At 61.7% G+C, this 26,564-nt stretch carries 20 protein-coding genes and 1 pseudogene; 20 read left to right on the top strand and 1 reads right to left on the bottom strand.

The window, feature by feature from the left end; all coding sequences use genetic code 11:
* Positions 1-343 precede the first annotated feature (343 nt).
* Positions 344-3,682 carry a membrane-targeted effector domain-containing toxin gene (locus AC07W0_RS03740; RefSeq protein WP_146013158.1) on the top strand — a complete coding sequence of 1,113 codons (3,339 nt, stop codon included), beginning with the start codon at positions 344-346 and terminating at the stop codon, positions 3,680-3,682.
* Between the two features lie 165 nt (positions 3,683-3,847).
* Positions 3,848-4,228, top strand: a complete 381-nt coding sequence (locus tag AC07W0_RS03735) for a hypothetical protein (protein ID WP_017846378.1) — start codon at positions 3,848-3,850, stop codon at positions 4,226-4,228.
* A 14-nt stretch (positions 4,229-4,242) separates the two neighbouring features.
* Here AC07W0_RS03735 and AC07W0_RS03730 read toward each other — a convergent pair whose 3' ends face one another.
* Complete coding sequence (locus AC07W0_RS03730; RefSeq protein ID WP_017846379.1) at positions 4,243-4,437, bottom strand: hypothetical protein; 195 nt, start codon at positions 4,435-4,437, stop codon at positions 4,243-4,245.
* A 172-nt stretch (positions 4,438-4,609) separates the two neighbouring features.
* Between AC07W0_RS03730 and AC07W0_RS03725 the strand changes: the two genes are divergently transcribed.
* The 18 genes and pseudogenes from AC07W0_RS03725 to glgX all read left to right on the top strand — a co-directional run bounded on the left by AC07W0_RS03725 (position 4,610) and on the right by glgX (position 26,564).
* Entirely contained in the window at positions 4,610-4,744 is a 135-nt protein-coding gene (locus AC07W0_RS03725) for a hypothetical protein (protein WP_017846380.1), read from the top strand.
* Positions 4,745-4,750: 6 nt separating this feature from the next.
* Positions 4,751-6,511, top strand: a complete 1,761-nt coding sequence (locus tag AC07W0_RS03720) for a M91 family zinc metallopeptidase (protein WP_256580710.1) — start codon at positions 4,751-4,753, stop codon at positions 6,509-6,511.
* 22 nt (positions 6,512-6,533) lie between these two features.
* Positions 6,534-6,746, top strand: a pseudogene (locus tag AC07W0_RS03715) (methyl-accepting chemotaxis protein); the annotation flags it as partial.
* 90 nt (positions 6,747-6,836) lie between these two features.
* Entirely contained in the window at positions 6,837-7,298 is a 462-nt protein-coding gene (locus AC07W0_RS03710; RefSeq protein ID WP_017846383.1) for an SRPBCC family protein, read from the top strand.
* 164 nt (positions 7,299-7,462) lie between these two features.
* Positions 7,463-8,173 carry a FadR/GntR family transcriptional regulator gene (locus tag AC07W0_RS03705; RefSeq protein ID WP_017846384.1) on the top strand — a complete coding sequence of 237 codons (711 nt, stop codon included), beginning with the start codon at positions 7,463-7,465 and terminating at the stop codon, positions 8,171-8,173.
* 112 nt (positions 8,174-8,285) lie between these two features.
* Positions 8,286-9,479, top strand: coding sequence for an L-2-hydroxyglutarate oxidase (gene lhgO / locus AC07W0_RS03700; protein WP_017846385.1), 1,194 nt, complete (start codon positions 8,286-8,288; stop codon positions 9,477-9,479).
* Between the two features lie 82 nt (positions 9,480-9,561).
* A complete protein-coding gene (locus AC07W0_RS03695; protein WP_046383588.1) occupies positions 9,562-10,887 on the top strand; it encodes an MFS transporter in 1,326 nt (441 codons plus the stop codon).
* A 151-nt stretch (positions 10,888-11,038) separates the two neighbouring features.
* Positions 11,039-12,292 carry a ferredoxin reductase family protein gene (locus AC07W0_RS03690; RefSeq protein ID WP_102617037.1) on the top strand — a complete coding sequence of 418 codons (1,254 nt, stop codon included), beginning with the start codon at positions 11,039-11,041 and terminating at the stop codon, positions 12,290-12,292.
* A gap of 107 nt (positions 12,293-12,399) precedes the next feature.
* Positions 12,400-12,846 carry a DUF411 domain-containing protein gene (locus AC07W0_RS03685; protein WP_017846388.1) on the top strand — a complete coding sequence of 149 codons (447 nt, stop codon included), beginning with the start codon at positions 12,400-12,402 and terminating at the stop codon, positions 12,844-12,846.
* A gap of 3 nt (positions 12,847-12,849) precedes the next feature.
* A complete protein-coding gene (locus AC07W0_RS03680; protein WP_017846389.1) occupies positions 12,850-13,293 on the top strand; it encodes a YqaA family protein in 444 nt (147 codons plus the stop codon).
* Between the two features lie 43 nt (positions 13,294-13,336).
* Positions 13,337-14,350 (top strand): alpha/beta fold hydrolase, encoded by a 1,014-nt coding sequence (locus AC07W0_RS03675; protein ID WP_017846390.1) that lies wholly within the window; start codon positions 13,337-13,339, stop codon positions 14,348-14,350.
* A 26-nt stretch (positions 14,351-14,376) separates the two neighbouring features.
* Positions 14,377-15,330 carry a D-2-hydroxyacid dehydrogenase family protein gene (locus AC07W0_RS03670; protein ID WP_017846391.1) on the top strand — a complete coding sequence of 318 codons (954 nt, stop codon included), beginning with the start codon at positions 14,377-14,379 and terminating at the stop codon, positions 15,328-15,330.
* A 484-nt stretch (positions 15,331-15,814) separates the two neighbouring features.
* The gene (gene glgA / locus AC07W0_RS03665) at positions 15,815-17,371 is read left to right on the top strand and encodes a glycogen synthase GlgA (RefSeq protein ID WP_371918431.1); all 1,557 of its coding nucleotides are present in this window, start codon (positions 15,815-15,817) and stop codon (positions 17,369-17,371) included.
* A gap of 19 nt (positions 17,372-17,390) precedes the next feature.
* Entirely contained in the window at positions 17,391-19,136 is a 1,746-nt protein-coding gene (treZ, locus tag AC07W0_RS03660; RefSeq protein WP_102617036.1) for a malto-oligosyltrehalose trehalohydrolase, read from the top strand.
* Positions 19,133-21,217, top strand: coding sequence for a 4-alpha-glucanotransferase (malQ, locus tag AC07W0_RS03655; RefSeq protein ID WP_102617035.1), 2,085 nt, complete (start codon positions 19,133-19,135; stop codon positions 21,215-21,217). The genes treZ and malQ overlap by 4 nt, the downstream gene beginning before the upstream one ends.
* A complete protein-coding gene (locus AC07W0_RS03650; protein WP_102617034.1) occupies positions 21,214-23,982 on the top strand; it encodes a malto-oligosyltrehalose synthase in 2,769 nt (922 codons plus the stop codon). Before malQ ends, AC07W0_RS03650 begins: the two co-directional genes overlap by 4 nt.
* A 23-nt stretch (positions 23,983-24,005) precedes the next feature.
* Positions 24,006-24,275 (top strand): DUF2934 domain-containing protein, encoded by a 270-nt coding sequence (locus AC07W0_RS03645; protein ID WP_017846396.1) that lies wholly within the window; start codon positions 24,006-24,008, stop codon positions 24,273-24,275.
* Positions 24,276-24,404: 129 nt separating this feature from the next.
* On the top strand, positions 24,405-26,564 hold the full coding sequence (glgX, locus tag AC07W0_RS03640) for a glycogen debranching protein GlgX (protein ID WP_102617033.1): 2,160 nt from the start codon (positions 24,405-24,407) through the stop codon (positions 26,562-26,564).

Below are 26,564 nucleotides of genomic sequence, written 5' to 3'. Positions count from 1 at the left end.
GCGGAACACAAGCACCTGCTTTCAACACCCAAACGAGCGCCTTCATACAAAGGCGTTCGTCGGCAAGGACTGCCTCACCGTGTGAAAGAAGGTACTCAGCATGACATCCGTCACCCTAACCTCCGGCTCGTCCCAGCAACCTGTTTACCCGCTGTTGCCCACGGCTTTAGCGACCGACGACATGGCTCCGGTCGCAGACCCGCCTACAGAGCAAGAAGTCGACAGCAATGACAACCGCCAGGCCCTCAAAACCGCATTGGCACACAAGCGCAATCTGCAAACACTCGCCCGCCAACTCAAGCAGGCCGCCCAGTCACTGGCACCGCAAGCCAGCGCCGAAGCAGTGCTGCGCGCACTGCAAGAAACCCTGATGGACGTCGATCCAGACTCGGCGCTTCAGCATCAATCGCCGCAGAAAATCAGCCTTGAGCGTTTCATCACACACCACGGCACGTACATTCCGGCCACGCGTGAAGACCTTTTCGACATGGCCGACGCACTGATCAATCATTCGTTGTCGCACCCATTGGGCAACTTGGGCGGCGGGCTCAGTTGGGCATTGCCGCTGAGCGTGGAACACCAGCGCGTGGTGCGCGACGTCGTTGCCGACAACACCGAGAAACTGCCGGGCCTGCCCCTTTTCGACGCTCGGCGCGGAGCATTGGGGTATCTGCTGGAAGGTAATCCGCTATCCGGTACCGAGCTACAGGACCCGGCCAAGGCACTGGAGAAACTCCTCGATACCCCCAAGGCGCAGGAGCTGGGCCAGGCGATACAGGCCAAGGTCGGCGGCATCGCGACCGATACCAGCGCAAACGACTATGTACTGAGCGCGATCCATTTGGGGCTGGACCCCGAATCCATCGAACGGCCTGGCAGAAATACCGTCGCAGGCTTCAACCTCGCTGCCGAGAGCCACTGGGGCATGTCGCCAGCCAGTGTGATCAGCGCACTGGCCAAACACCTGAGCGACAGCGGCAAGACTTCTCTCGCTAGCGCGGATCTCGGCGCCAGGTTGCTGCTGGCACGGGTGGCGCCGCAATATCTGGTCAAGGATATTCCCGCCACGGTGGTGTACGGCAGCCAGGCATGGGCCAACTTGTGCATCGCCGTGGCTGCGATTGAAGCCCAGGCACCCGGCAAGGCAATGCACATGGATTTTGCCGAAGTCATGCGCCATGCCGACTCAATAGCACCGGCGGGTGAAGCGGCGCAGAAGGCCGCCTTGATCGATTGGGGCGTGGTGAACGGTTTTCTCTACGCCAAAGACGATGCGGCGTACAACAACGCAGAAATCGAGTACACCCGCGAAGCCTTCAATACCCAACACAGCGAATTGAGCGCCGCGTCCAAAGAAGTCGGCGCGACACTGCCCAGCCGCAAACAGATGGCGCTGGATCTGCTGAAAGCCACCTTCGGCGAACGCGATGACTTTGAGGATCGCGTGTTGCACATCAACTATAAATCCAACGACCCCAAGGCCCCGCGCTTCAGCCAAGCCTATTCGATGCTCGACATCACTCAGCAGGGGCTGGAAATCGACGCGCAGAGCTGGCTGGTCAGAGGCGCGCGCGCCGACATCGATCTTGAGGCGTTTGCGCAGTTCACCCGAAGCCCGTCTTTCAATATCCCGCAGGCGTTCGACACGGCATTTACCAACGCGCTGGACACTATCAAACAGGTAAAAAAATACTCACTCGTCAGTGCCATTGACCGCCTGCCGTTGGCCGATCGCACACGCCTCAATTATGGAAAAATCAGTTTTTTCAAGGAAAACGACTACCGCACCAGCTTGATTCCTTTCGCCCAAGACAAGCTCTTCCACACCAGCCCAAAGATTCTCGTACACAGCGAATATCAAAACAGCCATCAGACATACGAATTCGATACCACAACCGGCATCATCTCCAAGGTTGACCAGGGCAGGATCAGCCGGCCCCACCAATACGTGTCGGACGAAGTCAACAAAATCGAAGCGTTTCATCCCAATCGCTCAACCCACAACTACGACGCCGAAGAAAAGGAACCGCAATACCCCACCTTCAACACGTTCCAAAGTCCGCGAACCCACTACATCGCCGACGCACTGATCAAGGCGTTGGGGTTTGATGACCCTGCCGTCAAGCGATACGCCGCAGGCGAAACCCCGGACGAGGCGCGACGCGAATGGGTCAGTTCAACAACGGACGCATTATTGAACCTGATCCCCCTCCGCTCGGCCATCACCCACTTGCGCAACGGTCACTACAAGGACGGCGCGATTGACCTGGCGCTGGATATATTTGGCTTTGTGACGGCCGGGTTGGGCGCTACCGCAAAGCTCGGCAAGGCAGTGACAAACGCGGGTTCAACCCTGGGTGCCTTGGCGCGCGGCGGCAAAATCCTCGGGGTCACCGCACTCAACGCCTTCAATCCGTTGAGTGGCAGCGTTGACCTGGCGGTGGGTGCAGGCAGACTTGTCACGGATGGCATCAGCGCCAGCGCGCAAGGCATCCGCAAGCTGCGCGGCACGGCCAACGGCCAGTCGCTGGTCATCGCCAGCCAACGTTACGAGGCCGCCGCAACAGGCGTTTTACAGGTGGGTACGCAGCAAGTGGAAGGCTCGGCCATACGCCAACACGGTAAATGGTATGCCTTCGATTCAGACGCCATGCGGCCTTATGGGCCCGCACTCGACGCATTCACCCCTACCCATACGCTGATGCCGCCCTCACCCACTGCCCAACACCCGGGGCGATCGGCTCGCGATCATCGCTTCAACCCGCTGAGCCGACCGTCACGTCCGCCACTCAGTCAACCGCCGGCTGGGCTGCCAGTCGAGCCGGTGCGTAAAATCGACCATTTGCCCGACGCCGAGTACGTGAGCAGCATTCGTGGCCGCCCCATCGAGGGCCATTTCACCCCCAGCAGAAAGCAGGCAACCCATGAGAAATTCGCCCAGGAAATGCGCGATTTTTATACGCACATGGCCGCAAACGGGCTGCCCCCCCGCCCCGAGTTTCCAAACATTCCCGCACCAAAGAAAACGAGCGATGTGATTGCCGATGCTTTTCGCACGGCGCCTGGCCTGGTATTCGGCGAATCCCACAGCAGCTTGGCGGCTTTCCGGACTTTGTATGACAACGTCGATGTGTTTGTTCAGAACAAGGTAAAAAAGCTATTCGTCGAAGGCCTGGTGTACGACAAAATCATGCGCTGGAAAGACGATGGCATGGGCCGGATCGGGCTCATATACCGCCCTCCCAACCAACGCCCGACCCTGGGCGAACTGTTGAAGAAATTCGAAGACAACGGGATCGAAATCGTACCGCTTGACCATTTTTACCTGACGCGGCACAACGACGAACGCCACCTGTTCGGCGGCCCCATCAAGACACCTGCGCAGGCCAAACGACGACTCGAAGAGTTCAACTACTACGCCACCCGCACCATCGAGCAACACGCAGGCGAGGACAAGTGGGTTGCCCTGGTAGGGCGCCATCATCTCAATACCACCCAGAATGTTCTGGGCCTCTCCGAATTGACCGGCGCCACCGGCATCGCCGTATATGGAAGAGCCGGACGCGTTAACTACGGCGTTCGCTCGGCAGACCCACGCCCCGGCCCCTCGGGCACCCTCACCCCTGCGGATGACTTGACCGGCGACCTGCAGATTTTCGCCGGCGAAGTGTGGCCGGTGTGACGGGAACAGCAGCCAGAAGACGTCTATCCAGAGCGATTGCAATGTCACAAAGCGGATACCGACAAATTTTCTACATCCGGCACTTCATGATTTGCATCGCTCGTTCGTCTTATTAGGTAACAGCGCCATCATTTTCCTGATCAGGCTCTGATAAGGAGTTTTTGCATGTACAACTCGCAACTGCCCACGGACGGACATTCACCGACCGCCGAGGCCGCTCATGGCAGAGGCGCCCAAGCGTTCGGCAGCGCACCTGAACAGCACGGCAATCAGCGCATCCGCCATTTGCTCAAGTGTTTTGGTTTGCGCACCAGCCTGATCCGGCTGAAGGTCATCGACGCCCTCCTCACCGCCGCCGACAACCAGCGCACCCTTGGGGTACGCGGGGTACACAGCCATTTGCTGGAGCTGGGCATCCCGTTGTCATTTCTCAGCGTGCGCGAGGTACTCAAGCGCCTGTGCAGCGAGGGCGTGATCACCCTCAATGCCGACAAAAGCTACAGCCTCCATGAAGAGGCTGCCAAAGTACTCGAAGGCCGCGCCTGACCCACGCAGTTGAATCAGAAGTTGGGCTTGACCTTGCGCCGCATCACACCGTTGATCACGACCACGGTGACCGCCACCGCAATGGCGATGTACTGGAACGTTTTTTCGCTGATAACCCCGGTGTTCTGCAAGTAGGACAGGCCAAACATCGTCCCCAGTACGACCAGGGAGATCAGAATCGAGTATTTCAAACGTTGCTTTTGCGTCATGACGGGTTCCTGAACCTTGAGAATGTATCCACTTTGTATCGCCGAACATGCCAAATACATACCCGCTGGCGGGGATGGAATCGGGTCGGCAGGGTCTCATGTTACAGGCGATGAAAAACTTTGGCTTGTCCGTCGCCTGATTCAATCTATGAGTACCCTAGAGGATTTTGAAATGTTCCGTCGAATCACACTGCTGATTCCCTTGTTGATCATCCTGAGCATGAGCGGCTGCATCATTTTCCCACACGGTGGTGGCTGGCATGACCACCGTTACTACGGTGGCGGCCCGGGTTACTACCACCGCTGATCACACGTGCGTCTCGCTCTCCCTGCGCAGAGCGAGACCGCTCAAGCCGTCGCTTATCCACCTGCCTTCAAAGGGCGCGTTTGGCCCGCCGATCACCGCCGGCACGAAACATTTTGCACCAAGCTTCTCGCCATCCTGCGGAACACTTTCAGCCAACCCACCACGGAATGGGCAGCCCTGATGCGCAATCAGATGCTCACCTCATTGAATGTGAAGGCCCCGCCGATGCTATTTCCTCTCGTTTATTTCGCAGCCACTCATACCCACACGCCACAACCTGCCCCTCGCGATAAACCCTCGCCTTACGATCCCCCATCCGATCTGACGCCAGACGGCAGCAACCTCAGAAAACACCCGCTGCACACTGACGGCGACGTGACAATCAGTCGACTCATTGACTGGGATACATCGGACCCCGAAAAGCCGGAGATTAAGAGCAGTTGGCTTTTTGTGGAAAGCGGTAACCATTCGGACCGTATCCATGTACGCAGTTGGCCCGGCGACAAGCTGCAAATCCTGATCAACGACAAGCCCTATTTTTTCGACATCAAAGAAAAACAGGGCCCGGAGCAGCACCTCTGGATCGAGACCCAAGGGGGCGATGACACGGTAATAATCGACGATGACGTCAAGCTTCGTGTTGACGTTGAAGGGGGCGATGGCAACGACTACATCCGGGCAGGCGGCGGCCGGAGCAGACTCTATGGCGGGAACGGCAAGGACTTCCTGCAACTGGGCAGTGGTCTCGGCTATGCCGAGGGCAATGACGGCGACGACACCATCCTTGGGGGAAGCGGCCATGCCGTGATGTATGGCAATAAGGGCATGGACCTGCTCATTGCCGGCGACGGTCCCGCCACCAAGCAGAGTTATCTGGACGGTGGCGACAACGAAGATGTACTCGTCTCAGGCAGCGGGCATACGGTTTCACATGGCGGCAATGACGATGACCTTCTTATAGGGCGCGACCGTACCACCTTCTATACAGGGAAAGGCCACGACACCATTTTGAATAATCAGCGCAAGGACCGTATCTACGCCAACGCCAGTGATCATTTCGACCGTACCCAAGGCTCGGCTTTCACCGAGGTCAAACCCAGCAACGCCGGCGAGCAGGCGTTCATCGTGAAAGACGGGCACCTGGAGTTCAAACAACGGGTAACCGACGACCTCGAATTCCTGCGCAGTTCGCCGCTAGGCCAACAGACCCTTGCCAAAATGGATGAACTCGCCGTGCTGAACGGCGGCAAAGTCACCATCGAACGAGGTGACTCGGGCAACACGTCATACGTTTTCTGGAGAACTGATCAGGACGAGCTGACACCTGAGGCATACGAAGCTCTCACCCCATCGGAGCAGGGAATCATCCAAAATGGTGTGGCCGGTTTGGGCGCCAATAGTGCCCACATTTTTTATGACCCCCAGTCTACCCGGGAGCGAGCTGACGGTACCTTTACAGGGTTTCCCGTAACCGGCCTCTTTCACGAGATTGGGCATGCCTACAATGGCGCCACCGGCACGTTCCTGGCGGGTGAGAGTACCCAACGTCGGGAATCAGGCAGAACGGACGTCGTCCCGCATTTAGAACACCAAGTCGTTGGCCTGCCCAGCGATGCAGAACCTTTTGACCTCGATAACGACCCCGCCACGCCACCAAGCACCATTAATCCAAAACCCTTCACTGAGAACGGTCTGCTCGAAGAAATGGGTAAACCGCTTAGGAAAAGTTACCGATTTGATCTCAGTGCTCAGGGGGACGGTCTCTAGTACACCCTTCACACGCCAGCCGGTCAGCCATATCAACAACCTCAGCACCCAGAACGCCACGGCTGCCGAGCAGCAAAGCGCTGTGACCGAGTGGATCAACCGCAGCATGGTCCATATCCGACATATGGTCGAAGAGCGGGTGCAAAGCGGCCATGCCACTGAAACCAATACGCAAAGCCTGCTCAACGCCAATGCCTGGGTGATCGCGCTGATGAGCCGCTTCAAGGTGCAGTGATAAATTTATGAGACACTCCCGTGCAATGCATGGGAGTAGGTCTATCCTGACAGCTCCGGGTGCAGAGTTTCACCACACAGGAGGTGTTCCATGCGCGCTGTCGAGCAGTCGGTCCGCCTGGAGCGGATCAGTCAGGAACGCTTTATCCAAGCGCCTATCGAGGCTGTCTACAACTATGTAACCCAGCCCGATCGCTGGCACGAATGGCACCCGACCTCCCTCAGTGCCGACACCGGCACCACCGGTTCACTCTCCGCCGGCACGCGCTTTACCGAGGTGATCGACCTGCTGGGCGTGCGGGTGCCGATGAGTTACCGCGTGCAGATCGCCCGGCCGCCGGAAGAATTCAAGGCGGTATTCACCTCCCTGGCCGTCGACGGCTCGATTCACTACAGCCTGCACGCCTGCCGTGACGGCACGCTGTTCAAGCGCGTGTTGACCTACGAAACCGAACTGCAACTGGCCGGCTTGCACGAGCGCATGGTGGAGCTGTCCACGGTTGCGCTGGACCAGCTCAAGCAACGCTTGGAAAACCCCGCCTTCGTCGAATAAGCCAACATACCGTCGAGCTTCCGCACGGCCGCGATGCGCCTTAGTCTCGACGGCAAGCCTATCGACCCAACGACCGGACAGCCTGCGAACATCTCCGGCAACATCTTGACAAGGCAAAAGCGTAACCTCTATTGTCTGACAACCTGACTACCAAGGTTTTTTCCATGCTTGAGCTCCAGCGCCCTGACTCACTCGTTGTACGGGTTGTCAGCGCCATCCGCGCCGAAATCGATTCTGGCCAATTGGCGCCCGAGTCGCGTTTGCCCACTGAACAGCAACTGGCTGAACAACTGAACGTCAGCCGCTCGGTGGTGCGCGAAGCCATTGCCCAACTCAAGGCCGATGGTGTGCTGACAGCCAAGCGTGGCCTGGGCTCATTTATCTCGCAAACCCCTGCGGGCACGGTGTTTCGCTTCCCGGAAAAAAACGGTCGTCGTCCGGACCTGGCGCAAATGTTCGAAGTGCGCCTGTGGATCGAAACCCAGGCCGCCTCGATCGCCGCCCAACGCCGTGATGCCGACGACCTGCAGCGCATGCAGAAGGCGCTGCAGGAAATGCACGACCAGCGCGCCGACTTCGAGGCCGCCGCCCTCGCCGATGTCGAGTTTCATCGCGCCATCGCCGAAGCCAGCAAGAATGACTACTTTGTCGCCTTCCACGACTTTCTGCGCAGCCAGTTGGCCAGTGCGCGCAAAACCGCCTGGGAAAACTCGGCGTCGCGTTTTGCCAGTGGCTCGGCCGACGCCACCCAGGAACACCAGGCGCTTTACCAGGCCATCGCCGACGGGGATGCCCAAGCGGCCGCAGCCAATGCCGAAGCGCACCTGCGCGCAGCGGCCAAACGCCTGCAACTTGAGCTGCCTGCCACGAATTGAATGATCCAAGCTTTGTGCAGCGTGCCTCAGGCACGCCATTTTTTTAACAAAAACATTAGTCTGACAACCTGATAAGCAGACTGAAATGTGCAACCCTTAGGTACTCCAAACCATGATTTACGACTTCTGCATCATCGGCGGTGGCATCGTCGGCCTGGCCACTGCGATGGAGCTGCTCAAACGCCAGCCCAACGCCTCACTGGTGATCCTGGAAAAAGAAGCCTCGCTGGCCAAGCACCAGACCGGACATAACAGCGGGGTGATTCACGCCGGCATCTACTACGCCCCCGGCAGCCTCAAGGCCGATCTGTGTAAACGCGGCGCCGAGGCCACCAAACGGTTTTGCCGCGAACACGGGATCAAGTTCGAGGTGTGCGGCAAGTTGCTGGTGGCCTCCACGCCCCTGGAAATGCAGCGCATGGAGGCACTTTATGCGCGCTCGCAGTTGAATGAGCTGAAGGTCGAACGCCTGGACGCCGACCAACTGCGCCAGCGCGAACCCAACATCATCGGTCTGGGCGGCTTGTTTCTCGATGCGACCGGCATTGTCGATTACCGCGAAGTCTGCGAAACCATGGCCCAGGTGATTCGCCGACAAGGCGGTGAGATCTGCCTGGAACGCACCGTCACCGCCATTTCGGAAGACACCGACAAGGTCACCGTCAACACCCGCGGCGAAGCCTGGCAAGCCAGGCACCTGGTGGTCTGCGCCGGCCTGCAGTCGGATCGGCTGGCGACGATGGCCGGGGTCAAGATCGACCACCAGATCATTCCCTTTCGCGGCGAATACTTCCGCCTGCCGGCCTCGAAGAACAACCTCGTCAACCACCTGATCTACCCGATTCCGGACCCGGAACTGCCGTTCCTCGGCGTACACCTGACGCGGATGATCGACGGCAGCATCACGGTCGGCCCCAACGCCGTGCTGGGCCTGGGCCGGGAGAACTACCGCAAGTTCTCGATCAACTGGCGCGACGTGGCGCAGTACGCCAGCTTCCCCGGTTTCTGGAAAACTCTCTGGCAGAACCTGGGTTCGGGCAGCGTCGAGATGAAAAACTCACTGTTCAAGTCCGGCTACCTGGAGCAATGCCGCAAGTACTGCCCGTCGTTGAACCGCGAAGATCTGCTGCCCTACGAAGCAGGCATCCGCGCCCAGGCCGTGATGCGCGACGGCAGCCTGGTCCACGACTTTCTGTTCGCCCAGACGCCCCGCATGCTCCATGTCTGCAACGCGCCCTCACCCGCCGCCACCTCGGCGATTCCCATCGGCGAAATGATCGCCGATCGCATGTTCACACCCGGCTGACACCGCATCCCCGGCCCTTCCCGGGCCATCGCCACAAGCGTCACTTTGACAATAAATATAATGACTCAGAAGGAAGTACAGAATGACGGCAACACCGCATACCGCTGCCCCGGAAACGCCGGCACAAAGCAAAAAACGCCTGCGCAAAGTCGCCGCCGCTACGATCTTCGGATCGATGCTGGAGTGGTACGACTTTTACCTGTACGCCACCATGGCGGCCATCGTGTTCTCGAAGATCTTCTTCGACAACAGCGACCCGAAAACCGCCTCGCTCATGGCCTTTTCCACCTTCGCCATCGGCTTTATTGCCCGCCCCTTCGGCGGCATTCTGTTCGGCTACCTGGGCGACAAGTTCGGCCGCAAACAGGTGCTGGTATTGACCTTCTGCATGATGGGCGTGTGTACCACGCTGATCGGCCTGATCCCCAGCTATGCCTCCATCGGCATCTGGGCGCCGATCATCCTGGTGTTCATCAGGATCATCCAGGGCCTGGGCGCCGGGGCCGAGTTGTCGGGCGCGGCGGTCACTTCCTACGAGCACGCGTCGGAAGGCAAGCGCGGTAGCCAGGGCGCCTGGCCGGCGTTGGGCCTGAACCTGGGCCTGCTCCTGTCGTCATTGACCGTGTACCTGCTGACCATCAATGGCAACGACTTCATGCTGGCAGGCGGCTGGCGTATCCCGTTCATCTGCAGTATCGCGTTGGTGGGCGTCGGCCTGTGGGTGCGCAACAGCATTCCGGAAACCCCGGAGTTCAAGGAGCTGAGCCAGGCACCCAAGGTCGCCAAGCCTTCGCCGCTCAAAGCGCTGTTCAAGAACGATCTCAAGGGGTTGGCGGTGGTGTTCTTCGTAGCCATTGGCTACAACGCCCTGAGCTATATCTTCAAGACGTTTTCCCTGGCCTACCTGACTCAATTCAAAGGCGTCGATGTACACGTCACGTCGCTGTCGGTGACCATTGCCAGCCTTATCGCCATCGTCGCGGTGCCGTGCTTCGGCTGGCTGTGCGACAAATGGAGCAGCAAAAAAGTGCTGGTACTCGGCGGCGTCTGCTCGCTGTTGTTTGCCTACCCGTTCCTGGCCCTGCTCGACACTGGCGACAGCCTGATGATCTACATTGCCATCGGCGTCGGCACCGGCCTGCTCGCTCCCATGATGTTCGCGCCCCAGGGCTCGTTCTTAAGCCGTCAATTCCCGACCCAGACGCGCTCCTCGGGCTTCGGCACCGGCCGCGAAATCGGCACCGCTATCGCCGGCGGCCTGGCACCGCTGGGAGCCTTGTCCCTGGTGGCCGCGTCGCCGACCCACGCCACAGGCGGGGTGGTGATTATCCTCGCGATCGCGGCACTGCTGGTGGTGGTGTTCGCCCTGTGCGACCAGGGCCGTAAACACTCGACCTTCAAGAACTGAGCGAAAAACCTCGGTCGGCTTCAGCGCGGGGGCCAGGTGTTGGCCTGAGCCCTTGCGCATGACCGACGTCAAGGCCGCTCTTCACGTAACCGGGTAACCTAAAAATGTGAGATGAGTATTCACTCCCCCGAAGAAACCCTAGGAGCACCCGTTGAAAACCCGTCACTGCCTCGTCGTCCTCTTCCTGATCACGACGTTGACGTTACTCATGGATATACCGGTCAAGACGTGGCTGACCTCAGCGACCCTCAGTTTGCTGCTCGGCACTTGCGCGCTGGTGTACATGGCGGCGTCCTGCGTACTGGCCAGTCGCTGGTCGGTGGTGGAGAACGTGTTTGGCGGCCTGGATCGCGTCTATGAAGCACACAAGTGGTTGGGCATCTGGGCGCTGGTGTTCGCCACGTATCACTTTGTGTTCAAAGCTAACCTGGATGTGTGGAACAGCGTGCCCATCCTGGAGCTGCCCAAATACTGGACGCGCCTCGTCCGTCAACTGAGCTACGTGGCGCTGGGCCTGATCGTGCTGTTGGCGTTGAACCGCAACATTCCTTACAACGTCTGGCGCTGGTGGCACAAGTTGTCTGGCCCGCTGTTCCTGATCGTGATCCTGCACGGGCTGAGTTTCAAATCGCCGATCACTCTGACCGCGCCATCGGGCGTCTGGTTAACCTTGTGCTGCAGCCTGGGCGTCATCGGAGCCCTCTATAAACTGGTGCTTTACCCCTGGGTTGGGCGTGCCGGCGAATACCGGGTGACGGCCGTCAACCGTGCCAACGGTGCGTTGCATTTGACACTGGCGCCGATTCACAACGGGTTTGACTTCAAGGCCGGGCAATTCGCGTTCCTGGCCATGCAGGTCAAAGGGTTGCGCGAGCCGCACCCCTTCACGATCGCCAGCGCCAACCGTGAGAACGGGCAGATTGCGTTCATGATCAGAGAGTTGGGGGATTACACCAACGCCCTGGCAGACTGCGCCAAGGTCGGCATGCGCGCCGATCTGTATGCGCCTTACGGGCGCTTCAAGCGTGCCGTGCAGGCCGAACGGGAAATCTGGATCGGCGCCGGCGTGGGCATTTCGCCGTTTATTTCCTGGCTGCAAGACCCTGCCGCCAAAGACTTCGACAAAGCCACGCTGGTCTATTGCTTCACGCCCGCGCGCGCCTTCCCACCGGCCGAACAGGTGCAGACCATGGCCCGCTTACGGGGTGCGCAATTCGTCAGTAATGCCGGCGGCCTCGAACGCTTGGCCGACACCCTGCGCCAAGCCGTGGCCGAGACCGCCCCTGACAAAGTGCATATCAGCTTCTGCGGCCCCAAAGGCTTGCTGGTCAAGGTTCGCGAGCTGATGAACGCCCACCGGATTCCACCGGCCAACCTGCACAGCGAACGGTTCGAGTTTCGCTGAAACCACAGGACGCAGGTCAACCCAGCACCTGAAGGGGGTTTGGCGGTGGACGTAAACTGGCATGATAGCGCCCATCCCACAACCTTCTCTGACTTGCGAGACGCCCCATGAAAACCCCATTGCGACTGGCCCTGCTTTCAGCCCTGTTGACCACCGGCCTGGCCCAGGCGGCCGAGCTGATCCCCATCGACGTACACCGCGACGCCAACTGCGGCTGCTGCAAACAATGGATCCGCCATCTGGAAAGCCACGGTTTCAAGGTCAATGATCACGTTGAGACCGATATGAGCGCGGTCAAACAACGCCTCGGCGTCGCGCCGCGCCTGGGCTCGTGCCATACCGCCGTGATCGACGGCAAGTTCGTCGAAGGTCACGTACCCGCCGAGCACGTGTTGGCGCTGCGCAAGCGCGATGATCTGCTCGGTATCGCCGCGCCGGGCATGCCCATGGGTTCGCCCGGCATGGAAATGGACGGCCACGGCGACGCCTACCAAGTCATCGGCCTGACCCGCGACGGTAAAGATGTGGTGGTAGCCGACTACCCGGCACACTGATCGATGCTGACGGGTTACCTGGGGCTGTTTTTTGCAGCATTCGGCGCCGCCACCCTCCTGCCCTTGCAATCGGAAGCCGTGCTGGTGGGCCTGCTGCTCAGCGGGCATTACAGCCTGTGGTGGCTGCTGGGCATTGCGACGCTGGGCAACGTGCTCGGCTCGCTGGTCAATTGGCTGCTGGGGCGCTCGATCGAGCACTTCAAGGCGCGCCGCTGGTTTCCGGTCAACGCCCGGCAACTGGACAAGGCGCGCCGCCACTACGAACGCTGGGGGCATTGGACGTTATTGCTCAGTTGGGTGCCGATCATCGGCGACCCGCTGACCTTGATCGCCGGGGTGATGCGCGAACCGCTGTGGCGCTTTTTGCTGCTGGTGACCCTGGCCAAGGGCGTGCGTTATGGCGTGCTGGCCGCGCTGACCCTGCACTGGGTGTTAATCCCCACTTAATCGCCTGCAAACAGCATCCGAGCTCCCCACTCGGAGCCCCGTCATGCCTCTACTGCGCACCTTTTGCCTTGCCGGCCTGCTCGCCGCCGGCGCAGCGCCCGCATTCGCCGCCACCGAAGGCCCCAGCTACGGGCCTGAACTGCAGGGTTTCCAATACCCTTATCCGGTTCAACAGTTCCGTTTTCAGTCCCAGGGCAAATCCCTGCACATGGGCTACATGGACATCCCGGCCAGCGGCACCGCCAACGGTCGCAGCGTGGTGCTGCTGCACGGCAAGAACTTCTGCGGCGCCACATGGGAGGGTTCGATCAAGGCGCTGAGCGACGCCGGTTACCGCGTGATCGCACCCGACCAGATCGGCTTCTGCACCTCGAGCAAGCCCGACAGCTACCAGTACAGCTTCCAGCAACTGGCGATCAATACCCACCAACTGCTGGAAAAACTCGGCATTCAGAAGGTCACCCTGCTCGGCCACTCCACCGGCGGCATGCTCGCCACCCGATACGCGCTGCTGTACCCAGAGCAAACCGAGCAACTGGCGCTGGTCAACCCGATCGGCCTGGAAGACTGGAAAGCCCTCGGCGTGCCTTATCGCAGCGTCGACCAATGGTACGAACGCGAATTGCAGGTGAGCGCCGACGGCATCCGCAACTACGAGCGCGACACCTACTACGCCGGCCACTGGAAGCCCGAATATGAGCGCTGGGTACAGATGCTCGCCGGCATGAACAAAGGCCCCGGCCACACCCAGGTGGCATGGAACTCGGCGCTGATTTACGACATGATCTTCACCCAGCCGGTGTACTACGAGTTCAAGGACCTGCAGGTGCCCACGCTGTTGCTGATCGGCACCAGCGACACCACCGCCATCGGCAAAGACCTCGCGCCGCCGGCGGTAAAGGCAAAGATCGGGCACTACGCGGTGCTGGGCAAACAGGTAGCCAAGTTGATCCCCCGCGCCACCCTGGTGGAATTCCCCGGCCTGGGCCACGCACCGCAGATGGAAGAACCGGCGCAGTTCCACAAGGCCTTGCTGCAGGGGCTCGACCACCTTTAATCCAACGTTATAAGAGGCGCCCGCGTATGTCGCTACAGATTGCAGTCATTGATGATTGGCAGGACGTCGCCCGTGATGTGGTGGACTGGTCAGCCCTGGCGGCGCTCGGCCAGGTGCATTTTCTGCATGATTACCCGGCGGACACCGCCACAATGGTCGAGCGCCTGAAAGGCTTCGACGTGATCTGCGTGATGCGCGAACGTTCGACCTTCGATAGCCCGTTGCTGCAAGGCCTGCCCAACCTCAAGCTGCTGGTGACCGGTGGCATGCGCAACGCCGCCATCGACCTTGCCGCCGCCAAAGCCCTGGGTATCCAGGTGTGCGGCACCGACAGCTATAAACACGCGGCACCGGAGCTGACGTGGGCGTTGATCATGGCGTCCACGCGCAACCTGCTGGCCGAAGCCAATTCCCTGCGCGCCGGTCACTGGCAGGTGGGCCTGGGCGGCGACCTGCATGGCCAGACCCTGGGGATCCTGGGGCTGGGCAGCATTGGCCAGAAGGTCGCGCAATTTGCCCAGGTGTTCGGGATGCGGGTGATTGCCTGGAGTGAAAACCTTACACCGCAACGCGCGGCGGAATCCGGGGTGACGTGGGTCAGCAAGCGCGACTTGTTCGCACAGGCCGATATTCTCACCATCCACCTGGTCCTCAGCGAGCGTAGCCGTGGGCTGGTGGATGCCGAGGCGCTCGGCTGGATGAAGCCGACGGCACGCCTGGTCAATACGGCACGCGGGCCGATCGTAGACGAACCGGCGCTGCTGGAGGCCTTGAGCAACGGCCGCCTGGCGGGAGCCGCGCTGGATGTGTATGCCGAGGAGCCACTGCCGGTCGATCATCCGTTGCGCCGTTTGCCTAACGTGCTGGCCACTCCCCACGTCGGGTATGTCAGCGAGCAGAATTACCGGCAGTTCTATCAGCAGATGATTGCCGATATCCAGGCTTGGGCCGCGGGCACGCCCATTCGCGTGCTCGGCTGACGCACCAATTCAGCGCACGCGCACTGCTGTGACGAGGCGCCTGCTCCCGAAACGCCCCTGAAGCGGGGCGCCAGCCCACCAACCGGACCGCGCGCCCTCGCTACGCACTGTCCGCGGATCGCCAGGCGCCCACACCGTGTTCCAACGTCGCATATCGTTACAAGTTTTTTTGTCCTACAAAATTTCCACATAAACCCTACAGTCTTTAGGATTTGTCCTAGACTCAAGCTCGATGGGTCCGTTCAAAAACAAAAGCCCCGCAAAAAATCGAAACTTTCAAACTCTGCCGTAGGTCAGGTTTAGGGTAAGGCGTGCATAAGCGGTTCAGACCGAATGCCCGTCCATCCAATCTATTTCAGCTAACCGTGCAACTGGCACAAGCCTTGCCAGTTTGTATAGCGCTTGTGCGTCTGGCCGCAGGAAGCGGTCTTCGGAGCTAGTGGCAGCGGGCCACCAGCCAACCAACATGTGGGAGAGAACTATGATCAGTGCCGCTGCTGTAGAAACTCAGGGAGAGCGTTTTAGTAAATCGGCAGGGGGGCCAACATCGTTGGTCGATCTGCCCAATGCTGTGCGGCCGGTCGTGAGTCATAACCCCAATCGAAAGAAAGTCTTGTTCGTCACTTCCGAATTTGCCGACCTGGTCAAGACCGGCGGCCTAGGCGACGTTTCCGCCGCCCTGCCCCGCGCCATGGGGCACTTGCACGATGTGCGTGTGCTGATCCCCGGTTACCCGCAGGTGATGGAAAGCGACAACCCGATCCATATCATCGGCGAACTGGGTGGCCACGCCGCGCTGCCGCCATGCAAGATCGGGCGCATGGACCTCAAGGATGGCCTGGTTATCTATGTACTGATCTGCCCCGAACTGTACGAGCGCGAAGGCACGCCCTATGGCGCCAACAACGGCCGCGACTGGCCGGACAACCACATCCGCTTCGCGCGCCTGGGCCTGGCCGCTGCCGACATGGCCGCCAACCTCGCCCAGATCCACTGGTGCCCGGACCTGGTGCATGCCCACGACTGGCCCGCCGGCCTGGCCCCCGCCTATATGCACTGGCGTGGGTCACGCACACCGACCCTGTTCACCATCCACAACCTGGCGTACCAGGGCGTGGTCAGCCTGGCCTCCACGCCGGAGCTGGGCATTCCGCCCCATGCGCTGCAACAGGAAGGCATGGAGTTCTACGGCAAGATGTCGTTCCTCAAGGCGGGGATGGCCTACTCCAGCCACATCACCACCGTGAGCGCCACCTACGCCCAGGAAATCACCACCCCGGAATTCGGCTGCGGCCTGGACGGCTTCCTCGCCAGCAAGACCCAGCAAGGCTTGCTCAGCGGCATTCCCAACGGCATCGATGAAAGCTGGGAAGCCTCCACCGACACGCACCTGACCCACAACTTCAATATCGGCGATTGGGAAGGCAAGGCGGTCAACGCCGCCCACGTGCGCAACCTGTTTGGCCTGCATGACTCCACCGGCCCGCTGTTCGCCGTGGTCTCGCGGCTGGTCTATCAAAAAGGCCTGGACCTGACCGAAGCGGTCGCCAGCTTTATCGTCGAGAACGGCGGCCAGATCGCGATCATCGGCCGTGGCGAGCCGGAAGAAGAACAGGCCATGCGCGAACTGGCGCTGCGTTTCCCGGGCCAGGTCGGTGTACGCATCGGCTTCAACGAAACCGACGCCCGTCGCATGTTTGCCGGCAGCGACTTCCTGCTGATGCCGTCGCGCTATGAACCGTGCGGCTTGAGCCAGATGTACGCGCAGCGTTTCGGCTCGCTGCCGGTGGCGCGCAACACCGGCGGCCTGGCGGACACCATCGAAGACGGCGTCACCGGGTTTCTGTTCAACGAGTCCACCGTGGACAGCTACCGCGAAGCCCTGAACCGTGCATTCAAAGTGTTCGCCTACCCAGGCCTGCTCAACGCCATGCGCTGCCGGGCGATGACCCAACCGTTCAACTGGTGCCAGGCGGTCGAACCCTATGCCGAACTGTATGAACAACTGGTGGCCAAGGCGCTGGGGAAATCGACTAAATAATCAAGGGAGGTCTTCATAGATGCCGTTACGGACTCTGGAAACCTGGCCCCACGGCGCAATCATGCTGGACGCGCAACACACGCGTTTCGCCTTGTGGGCGCCAGACGCGTTTTATGTCAGCGTTGAATTGCAAGATGGCCGCTCGGTCGCCATGCTGCCCCAGGCAAATGGCTGGTTCGAAACGGAGATAAAGTGCCCCGCAGGCACGCGCTACCGCTACAACATCGATGGGGAAATGGATGTCCCCGATCCCGCATCCAGGGCCCAGGCCTCGGACGTGCATGACTGGAGCCTGGTGGTCGACCCGCTCGCCTATGAATGGCGACACCACCCATGGCAGGGCCGCCCCTGGCATGAAGCGGTGATCTACGAGCTGCATGTCGGCGCGCTGGGCGGCTTCGCAGCCGTCGAGCAGCACCTGCCACGCCTGGCCGAACTGGGCGTTACCGCGATTGAGTTGATGCCCCTGGCGCAATTTCCCGGCGAGCGCAATTGGGGCTACGACGGCGTGCTGCCCTACGCGCCGCACGCCGCCTACGGCAGCCCCGAACAGCTCAAGCATCTGATCGACAGCGCCCATGAACACGGGCTCGCGGTCTTGCTCGACGTGGTCTACAACCACTTCGGCCCCGATGGCAACTACCTGGGCCAGTACGCCAAAGACTTCTTCCAGCAAGATGTGCATACGCCATGGGGCGCCGGCATCGACTTCGCGCGGCGTGAAGTGCGGGACTTCTTTCTGGACAACGCCCTGATGTGGCTGCTCGACTACCGCTTCGACGGCCTGCGCCTGGACGCGGTACACGCCATCGACAACCCCGGTTTCCTGCGGGAACTGGCGCACCGGGTGCGCCAGCAGGTCGACATCGGCCGTCATGTTTGGCTGGTGCTGGAAAACGAACTGAACCAGGCCAGCCTGCTGAAACACGATTTCGATGCGCAATGGAACGACGACTTCCACAACGTATTGCATGTGCTGCTGACCGGCGAAACCGATGCCTACTACAGCGACTTTGCCCAAGCGCCTACCGCCAAACTCGCACGTTGCCTCAGCGACGGTTTTGTCTACCAGGGCCACACCACGCGCCACGGGCATGCACGCGGCGAACCCAGCAGCGGCTTGCCGCCCACCGCCTTCGTGGCGTTCTTGCAGAACCACGACCAGATCGGCAACCGCGCCCTCGGCGAACGCCTGCACCAACTGTGTTCGCCCCAGGCGCTGAAGGCGGCGACCACCTTGCTACTGATGTCGCCGATGATCCCGTTGCTGTTCATGGGCGATGAAGTCAACGCCAGCGAGCCGTTTCTGTTTTTCACTGACCACCATGGCGAACTGGCTGAAGCGGTACGCGAAGGACGTCGCAATGAATTCGCCGATTTCGCCGCGTTCCACGACCCCGAGCGGCGCGAGCGGATTCCCGATCCCAACGCGCTGCCGACCTTCGAGCAATCGGCGCCGTCATTCGCCGCCAACGAACACACCGAGTTCTATCGCCACCTGCTGCGCCTGCGCCACCAGCATATCGTGCCGCACCTGCCCGGCAGCGTGGCCCTCGGTGCGCAGGTGCTGGCAGACCGCGCCGTCAGTGCGCGTTGGCGCCTGGGCAACGGCAGCCTGTTACAGATCGACCTGAACCTGAGTGCCACGGCCCTGGCTCACCCCGCTGCGCAGCATGTGCTGTTCCAAACGCCAGCGCATGACCACGCGCACCTGGCGCCCTTCAGCGCACGCGTTACCCTATCCCCTGTTGGAGAGCACCCTTGAGCGAAGCGAACCTGGAAATCCTCGCCGGCCGAGCGGGCCTGGCGGTCGATTGGATCGACGCAAACGGCCGCCCGCAACGTGTCAAACCGGACGCCCTGCGCGCCGTCCTCAAAGGCCTGGGCCACCCGGCCGACAGCGATGCCGAGATCGACGCCAGCCTGCGAGACCTGGAGCAAGTGCAACAGGACAAACACCTGCCGCCCTTGCTCACCGTCGACAGTGGCGAAGGCCTGGACCTGGCGCGCTACTTCGCGCCCGACACCGTCTGCCGGGTCAGCCTCGAGGAGGGCGAAGTCCTCGAATTACGCCTCGACGGCAACGCAGTACTGCCCGGCGTGATCGCCCTCGGCTACCACCAAGTGCATATCGCCGACCAGGCCTTCACCCTGGCCGTGGCCCCTCGTCACTGCTACAGCGTCGCCGATGCCGTCGACAGTCAAACCCCACGTGCCTGGGGCCTGAGCGCCCAGTTGTACGCCCTGCGTCGCCTCGGCGACGGCGGGTTCGGCGACACCCTGGCGCTGGAACACCTGGCCCGCTCGGCCGCCGAACGCGGGGCCGACGCCCTGGCGATCAGCCCGATGCACGCGATGTTCAGCGCCGACCCCGAGCGCTACAGCCCGTACTCGCCGTCGAGCCGACTGTTTCTCAATAGCCTGTACGCATCGCCCGGCTGCATCCTGGGTGAGCGCCAGGTGCGCAATGCCATCGAGGCCTGCGGTCTGGCCGACGAGCTGCACACCCTCGAACAACACACCCTGATCGACTGGCCCACCGCAGCCAAGGCCAAACACCGCCTGTTGCGTGCCCTGTACGACGACTTCCGCCACGGTCAACACCCGCAACACGCCGACTTCCTCAGTTTCCGCCAAGCGGGCGGTGAAGCCCTGGAGAACCACTGCCGTTTCGAAGCGGTCCAGGCCGCGCGCGCCGCCGCTGGCGAAGACCTCGACTGGCGCCATTGGCCAGAGCAATGGCGCAGCCCGCAAAGCCCGGCGCTCCTGCGCTTCGCCGAGGAAAACCGCGACGACATCGGCTTCTACGCCTTCGGCCAATGGCTGATCGCGCGCTGCCTGGAACGCGCCCAACAAGCCGCCCGAGGCAGTGGCATGAGCATCGGCCTGATCGCCGACCTGGCCGTCGGCGCCGACGGTGGCGGCAGCCAGGCCTGGAGCCGCCAGGATGAATTGCTCGCCGGCCTGACCGTCGGCGCGCCGCCGGACATTCTCAACCGCGCCGGCCAGGGCTGGGGCATCTCCGCCTTCGCCCCCGAAGGTCTCAAGCGCCATGGCTTCCGTGCGTTTATCGAGATGCTGCGGGCCAATTTCGCCCACGCCGGCGGCTTGCGTATCGACCATGTGATGGGCCTGCAACGCCTGTGGGTGATGCCCATGGATGCCTCGCCCCAGGACGGCGCCTACCTGTATTACCCGGTGGACGATCTGTTGCGTCTGCTGGCGCTGGAATCGCACCGCCACCAGGCCATCGTCCTCGGCGAAGACCTCGGCACCGTGCCCGACGGCCTGCGCGAAAAACTCATCGGCCGCTCGATTCTGGGCATGCGCGTGCTGCTGTTCGAACAGGGTCATGATGGCCAATTCAAGCCGATCCTCGACTGGCCGGACAACGCCCTGGCCACCACCAGCACCCACGACCTGCCAACCCTCAATGGCTGGTGGCACAGCCGCGACATCGACTGGAACGTCCAGCTCGGCCTGATCGATGCGCCCACCACGGAGCAATGGCGCGAACACCGCCTGCGCGAACGCCAGGCACTGCGCCAGGCCTTGAGCCAGGACCCGCAGAACTTCGTCGATGAAGTGCGCAATGAAACCGACCACATGATCGACGCCAGCGTACGCTACCTCGGCCACACCCGCGCGCCGCTGGTGCTGCTGCCGCTGGAAGATGCCTTGGGCCTCGAAGAACAAGCCAACCTGCCCGGCACCGTCGACACCCACCCCAATTGGCGCCGCCGCCTGCCGGGTGAGGCGGCGAGCCTGCTCGACAACGCGGGGGCCGCGCGCCGCCTGGAACTGCTGGCGGTGGCGCGCAATCAAGCCCATGAGCGTGACCGATGAAGGCTCTGCCCCTGCGCGCTACCCAGCGCCTGCAGTTTCATAAAGGGTTCACCCTCGATGACGCGGTGGCTCTGGTGCCGTACTTTGCCCGGCTGGGCATCAGCCATCTGTATGCCTCACCGCTGCTCAGTGCCCGCGCAGGTTCCATGCATGGCTATGACGTGGTCGACCCCACCACCGTCAACCCGGAGCTGGGCGGCGAAGCCGCGTTGCGCCGCCTGGTGGCCGCCCTGCGCGAACACGACATGGGGCTGATCCTCGATATCGTGTCCAACCACATGGCCGTGGGCGGCGCCGACAACCCCTGGTGGCTCGACCTGCTGGAGTGGGGCCGGTTGAGTCCCTACTGCGAATTTTTCGACATTCAATGGCACTCGCCCGACCCGCTGCTCAAGGGCCAATTGCTCATGCCGTTCCTCGGCTGCGACTACGGCGAAGCCCTGCAAGCCGGCACGTTGACCCTGCACTTCGACGCCGCGCACGGCAGTTTTTCCGTCGAGCACTACGAACACCGCTTCCCGATCTGCCCACAAGATTACGCGACGATTCTGGGCGCCGATGAACTGCTCAAGCCCCTCGCCGACCGCTTCAGCACCCTCGCCTACCAGAGCGATGCCTACGCCGAAGCGGCCTGGCTCAAACAAGCCCTGGCCGAACGCGCCACCGACAACGCCGTGCGGCAGGCCATCGAACAGCGGCTGGGCACCTTCGACGCACGCCAGCCCGAAGGGTTCCAGCGCCTGCACGGGCTGTTGGAGCAACAGGCCTATCGCCTGGCCAGTTGGCGCACCGCGGCGGACGATATCAACTGGCGGCGCTTCTTCGATGTCAACGATCTGGGCGGCCTGCGCGTAGAACGCAGCGCCGTGTTCGAAGCCACCCACGGCAAGATCTTCGAGTTGATCAGCCAGGGGCTGGTCGATGGCCTGCGCATCGACCATATCGACGGGCTGGCCGACCCACGCGGGTATTGCCGCAAGCTGCGGCGGCGGGTCGATACGCTGTCGCCCGAGCGTCACCTGCCGATTTTCGTCGAAAAAATCCTCGGCGAAGGCGAAACCCTGCGCGAGGACTGGCAGGTGGACGGCACCACCGGCTACGAATTCATGAACCAGCTGTCGCTGCTGCAACACCGCCCGCAAGGCTTCGCAACGCTGGCCGAGCTGTGGACCCGGCACAGCGAACGGCCGTCGGCCTTTATCGAAGAAGCCTGGCTGGCGCGCCGGCAGATCCTCAACGGCTCCCTCGCCGGCGACTTCGAAAGCGTGGCCCAGGCCTTGCTGCAAGTGGCCCGCGACGACGTGATGAGCCGCGACCTGACCCTCGGCGCGATCCGCCGCGCCCTGCAGGAACTGATCGTGCATTTCCCGGTGTACCGCACCTACATCAGCGCCTGTGGCCGCAGCGAACGCGACGACACGTTTTTCCTGCAAGCCCTGGCGGGCGCGCGCAGCACCTTGAGCGAAGGCGACTGGCCGGTGCTGGACAACCTGGAAAAATGGTTGGGCGGCCAGCCGTGGCGCAATCGCCCGCTCGGCCGCGAGCGCAAGCTGCTCAAGCACGCCTGCGTGCGCTTCCAGCAATTGACCTCGCCGGCCGCCGCCAAAGCCGTGGAAGACACCGCGTTCTATCGCTCGGCGGTGTTGCTGTCGCGCAACGACGTGGGCTTCAGTACCGAACAGTTCAGCGCACCGCTGGCCGATTTTCACGCGGCCAATCAGCAGCGCTTGCAGGCGTTCCCCGATAACCTGCTGGCCACCGCCACCCACGACCACAAACGCGGTGAAGACAGCCGCGCCCGCCTCGCCGTGTTGAGTGAGTGCGCAGGGTGGTATGCCGAACAGGTGACGCATTGGCGCCGCCTCGCCGCGCCGCTGCGCAACGACGCCAGTTGCCCATCGGCAGGCGATGAGTTGATCCTCTATCAGGTACTGCTCGGCAGTTGGCCGCTGGACCTGCACCTGGACGACCGGCCGGCACTCGAAGCCTATCAACAACGCCTCTGGCAATGGCAACAAAAGGCCCTGCGCGAAGCCAAGTTGCAGAGCAGTTGGAGCGCGCCCAACGAGGCTTACGAACAGGGCGTGGAAACGTTTCTCACGCGCCTGCTGCTCAGCGACGCAGGCCGCGCACTGCGCACCGCCATCGGCGCCGCCGCCCAAGCGATTGCCCCCGCTGGCGCGCTCAATGGGCTGGCGCAATCCTTGCTTCGAGTCACAGTGCCGGGTGTGCCGGACCTGTACCAGGGCAATGAGTTCTGGGACTTCAGCCTGGTCGACCCGGACAACCGCCGCCCGGTGGATTTCAACGCACGGCAGCACGCGCTGGCTACCCCACCGGACATCGGCAAGCTGTTGTTCAACTGGCGGGACGGGCGTATCAAACAAGCCTTGATCGCCCAGGTGCTGGCCTTGCGCAAGGCCCATCCTGAACTGTTCCATCGGGGCAGCTACACGCCCCTGGACGTGGTCGGTCGACACGCCGAGCACGTGGTCGCGTTCTGCCGCGAATACCAGGGCAAACGCGCACTGGTGGTGGTGCCGCGCTGGCCCTATCGCCTGCTGGAAAACGGTGTGCATCCCCAGGTCAATGCGCGGGTTTGGGGCGATACCCGAGTGAAATTACCGTTCGCCGCGCCAACCGAAAACTGGAAGGGACTTTTTCATACACGCGCAGTCACACCAGACAAGGAGCTGTTGATCAGCACTGCGCTGGGGGATTTCCCGGTCAACGTCTTTATCGATCCTGATGATCAATCAAGCTGAAATTTTCTGCGAGGAACATTGTGATGAGTACTGAAGACAAACGTGTTCGCGAATTCGCGTATCAGATCTGGGAATCGGAGGGCAAGCCGCAAGGTCAGGATGCGCGCCATTGGGAAATGGCCCGCAAGTTGGCAGAAGCCGAAGCACTGACACCCAGCAAGCCCAAACCCGCCGCCAAACCGAAAACCGCGCCCAAGCCGGCAGCAAAAGCCAAGCCGCCGGCAGCGGCCGCAGGCAAACCGGCCACGCCGGCGGCTAAAAAGCCGGCGGCCACAAAAAAGCCCAAGCCGTAAGCCCTGTGCCGTCATGAACCTCCGGCCGGCAACCCCGGCCGGAGGTCAGCCACTTGCCCGATTGTTAGCTGACCCCTCGTCAGCAGGGCTACGTTCGGCCCGAAAAAAGACCCATGCAGGAGCAACACAATGAGCAAAGCCGATAAAAAACAGGCCCCCCCGGCCCACGAACCATCGCGGATTCGCGAAGGTTTGCCCTTCCCCCTGGGGGCGACCTGGGACGGCCTGGGTGTCAACTTTGCCCTGTTCTCGGCCAACGCCACCAAAGTCGAGTTGTGCCTGTTCGACGACGCCGGCGTGGTCGAGCTGGAACGTATCGAACTTCCCGAATACACCGATGAAATCTTCCACGGCTACTTGCCCGACGCCCACCCCGGGCTGATTTACGGCTACCGTGTGTACGGCGCGTATGACCCGGCCAACGGCCACCGTTTCAACCACCACAAATTGCTGATCGACCCCTACGCCAAACAGCTGGTGGGCGAGCTCAAATGGTCCGAAGCGCTGTTTGGCTACACCATCGGCCACCCCGACGACGACCTCAGTTTCGACAAACGCGACAGTGCGCCCTTCGTGCCCAAGTGCAAGGTCATCGACCCGGCGCACACCTGGGGCGACGACCAACCGGTGCGCGTGCCATGGGACCGCACGATCATTTATGAAACCCACCTGCGCGGCATCAGCATGCGTCACCCCTCGGTCGGCGAGGCCGTGCGCGGCACCTGCGCCGGGCTGATGGAAGACGATCTGCTCAAGCACATCCGCCAGTTGGGTATTTCTTCCGTGGAACTGTTGCCGGTACACGCCTTTGTCAACGACCAGCATTTGCTGGAAAAAGGCATGACCAACTACTGGGGCTACAACAGCATCGCCTTCTTCGCCCCGGACCCGCGCTACCTGGCCAGCGGCAAGATCGCCGAGTTCAAGGAGATGGTCGCGCACCTGCACGAAGCCAAGCTGGAAGTGATTCTCGACGTGGTCTACAACCACACCGCCGAAGGCAACGAGCGCGGCCCGACCCTGTCCATGCGCGGCATCGACAACGCTTCCTACTACCGCCTGATGCCGGACGACAAGCGCTTCTATATCAATGATTCCGGCACCGGCAACACCCTCGACCTGAGCCACCCGTGCGTGCTGCAGATGGTCACTGACTCCCTGCGTTACTGGGCCACCGAGATGCACGTCGACGGTTTCCGCTTCGACCTGGCGACCATCCTCGGCCGTTATCGTGACGGGTTCGACGAGCGCCACAGTTTCCTCGTCGCCTGCCGTCAAGACCCGGTGCTGCGCCAGTTGAAACTCATCGCCGAACCCTGGGACTGCGGCCCCGGCGGCTATCAGGTGGGCAACTTCCCGCCGGGCTGGGTGGAATGGAACGACCGCTTCCGCGACACCGTGCGTGCCTTCTGGAAAGGCGATGACGGCCAGCTGGCGGACTTCGCCGGGCGCATGACCGCATCCGGCGAGATGTTCAACCACCGTGGCCGCCGGCCTTACAGCTCGGTGAACTTCATCACCGCCCACGACGGTTTCACCCTGCATGACCTGGTGTCGTACAACGACAAGCACAACGAAGCCAACGACGAAAACAATCAGGACGGCAGCAACAACAACCTGTCCTGGAACCATGGCGTCGAAGGCCCCACCGACGACCCGGAAATCAACGCCCTGCGCCTGCGCCAGATGCGCAACTTCTTCGCCACCCTGCTGCTCGCCCAAGGTACGCCGATGCTGGTGGCCGGGGATGAGTTCGCGCGCACCCAGCACGGCAACAACAACGCCTACTGCCAGGACAGCGAGATCGGCTGGGTCAACTGGGAGCTCGACGATGACGGCAAGGCGCTGCTCAAGTTCGTCAAGCGCGTGATCAAACTGCGCATGACGTACCCGATCCTGCGCCGTGGCCGCTTCCTGGTGGGCGACTACAACGAAGACATCGGCGTGAAGGACGTCACCTGGCTCGCGCCGGATGGCAACGAGATGAGCACCGAACAGTGGGAAGACAGTCACGGCCGTTGCCTGGGCATGCTGATGGATGGCCGCGCCCAGGAGACCGGGATTCGCCGTCCGGGTGGCGATGCCACGTTGTTGCTGGTGGTCAACGCCCATCACGACTTGGTCAATTTCCGCCTGCCCCCCGTCCCGGAAGGCCAGTTCTGGACCTGCATGCTCGACACCCATGACACGACGATACGCGGGCAGGAACGCTTTGATTTTCACCATGAGTACGCGGTCACCGGACGCTCGCTGCTGCTGTTTGAACTGCAGCACGACGAAGAGGTGTGA

The sequence above is a fragment of the Pseudomonas sp. GW704-F2 genome (genome assembly GCF_059423025.1).
Note: the sequence above shows the minus strand (reverse complement) of the source record. Positions and strands in the feature narration are given on the sequence as shown.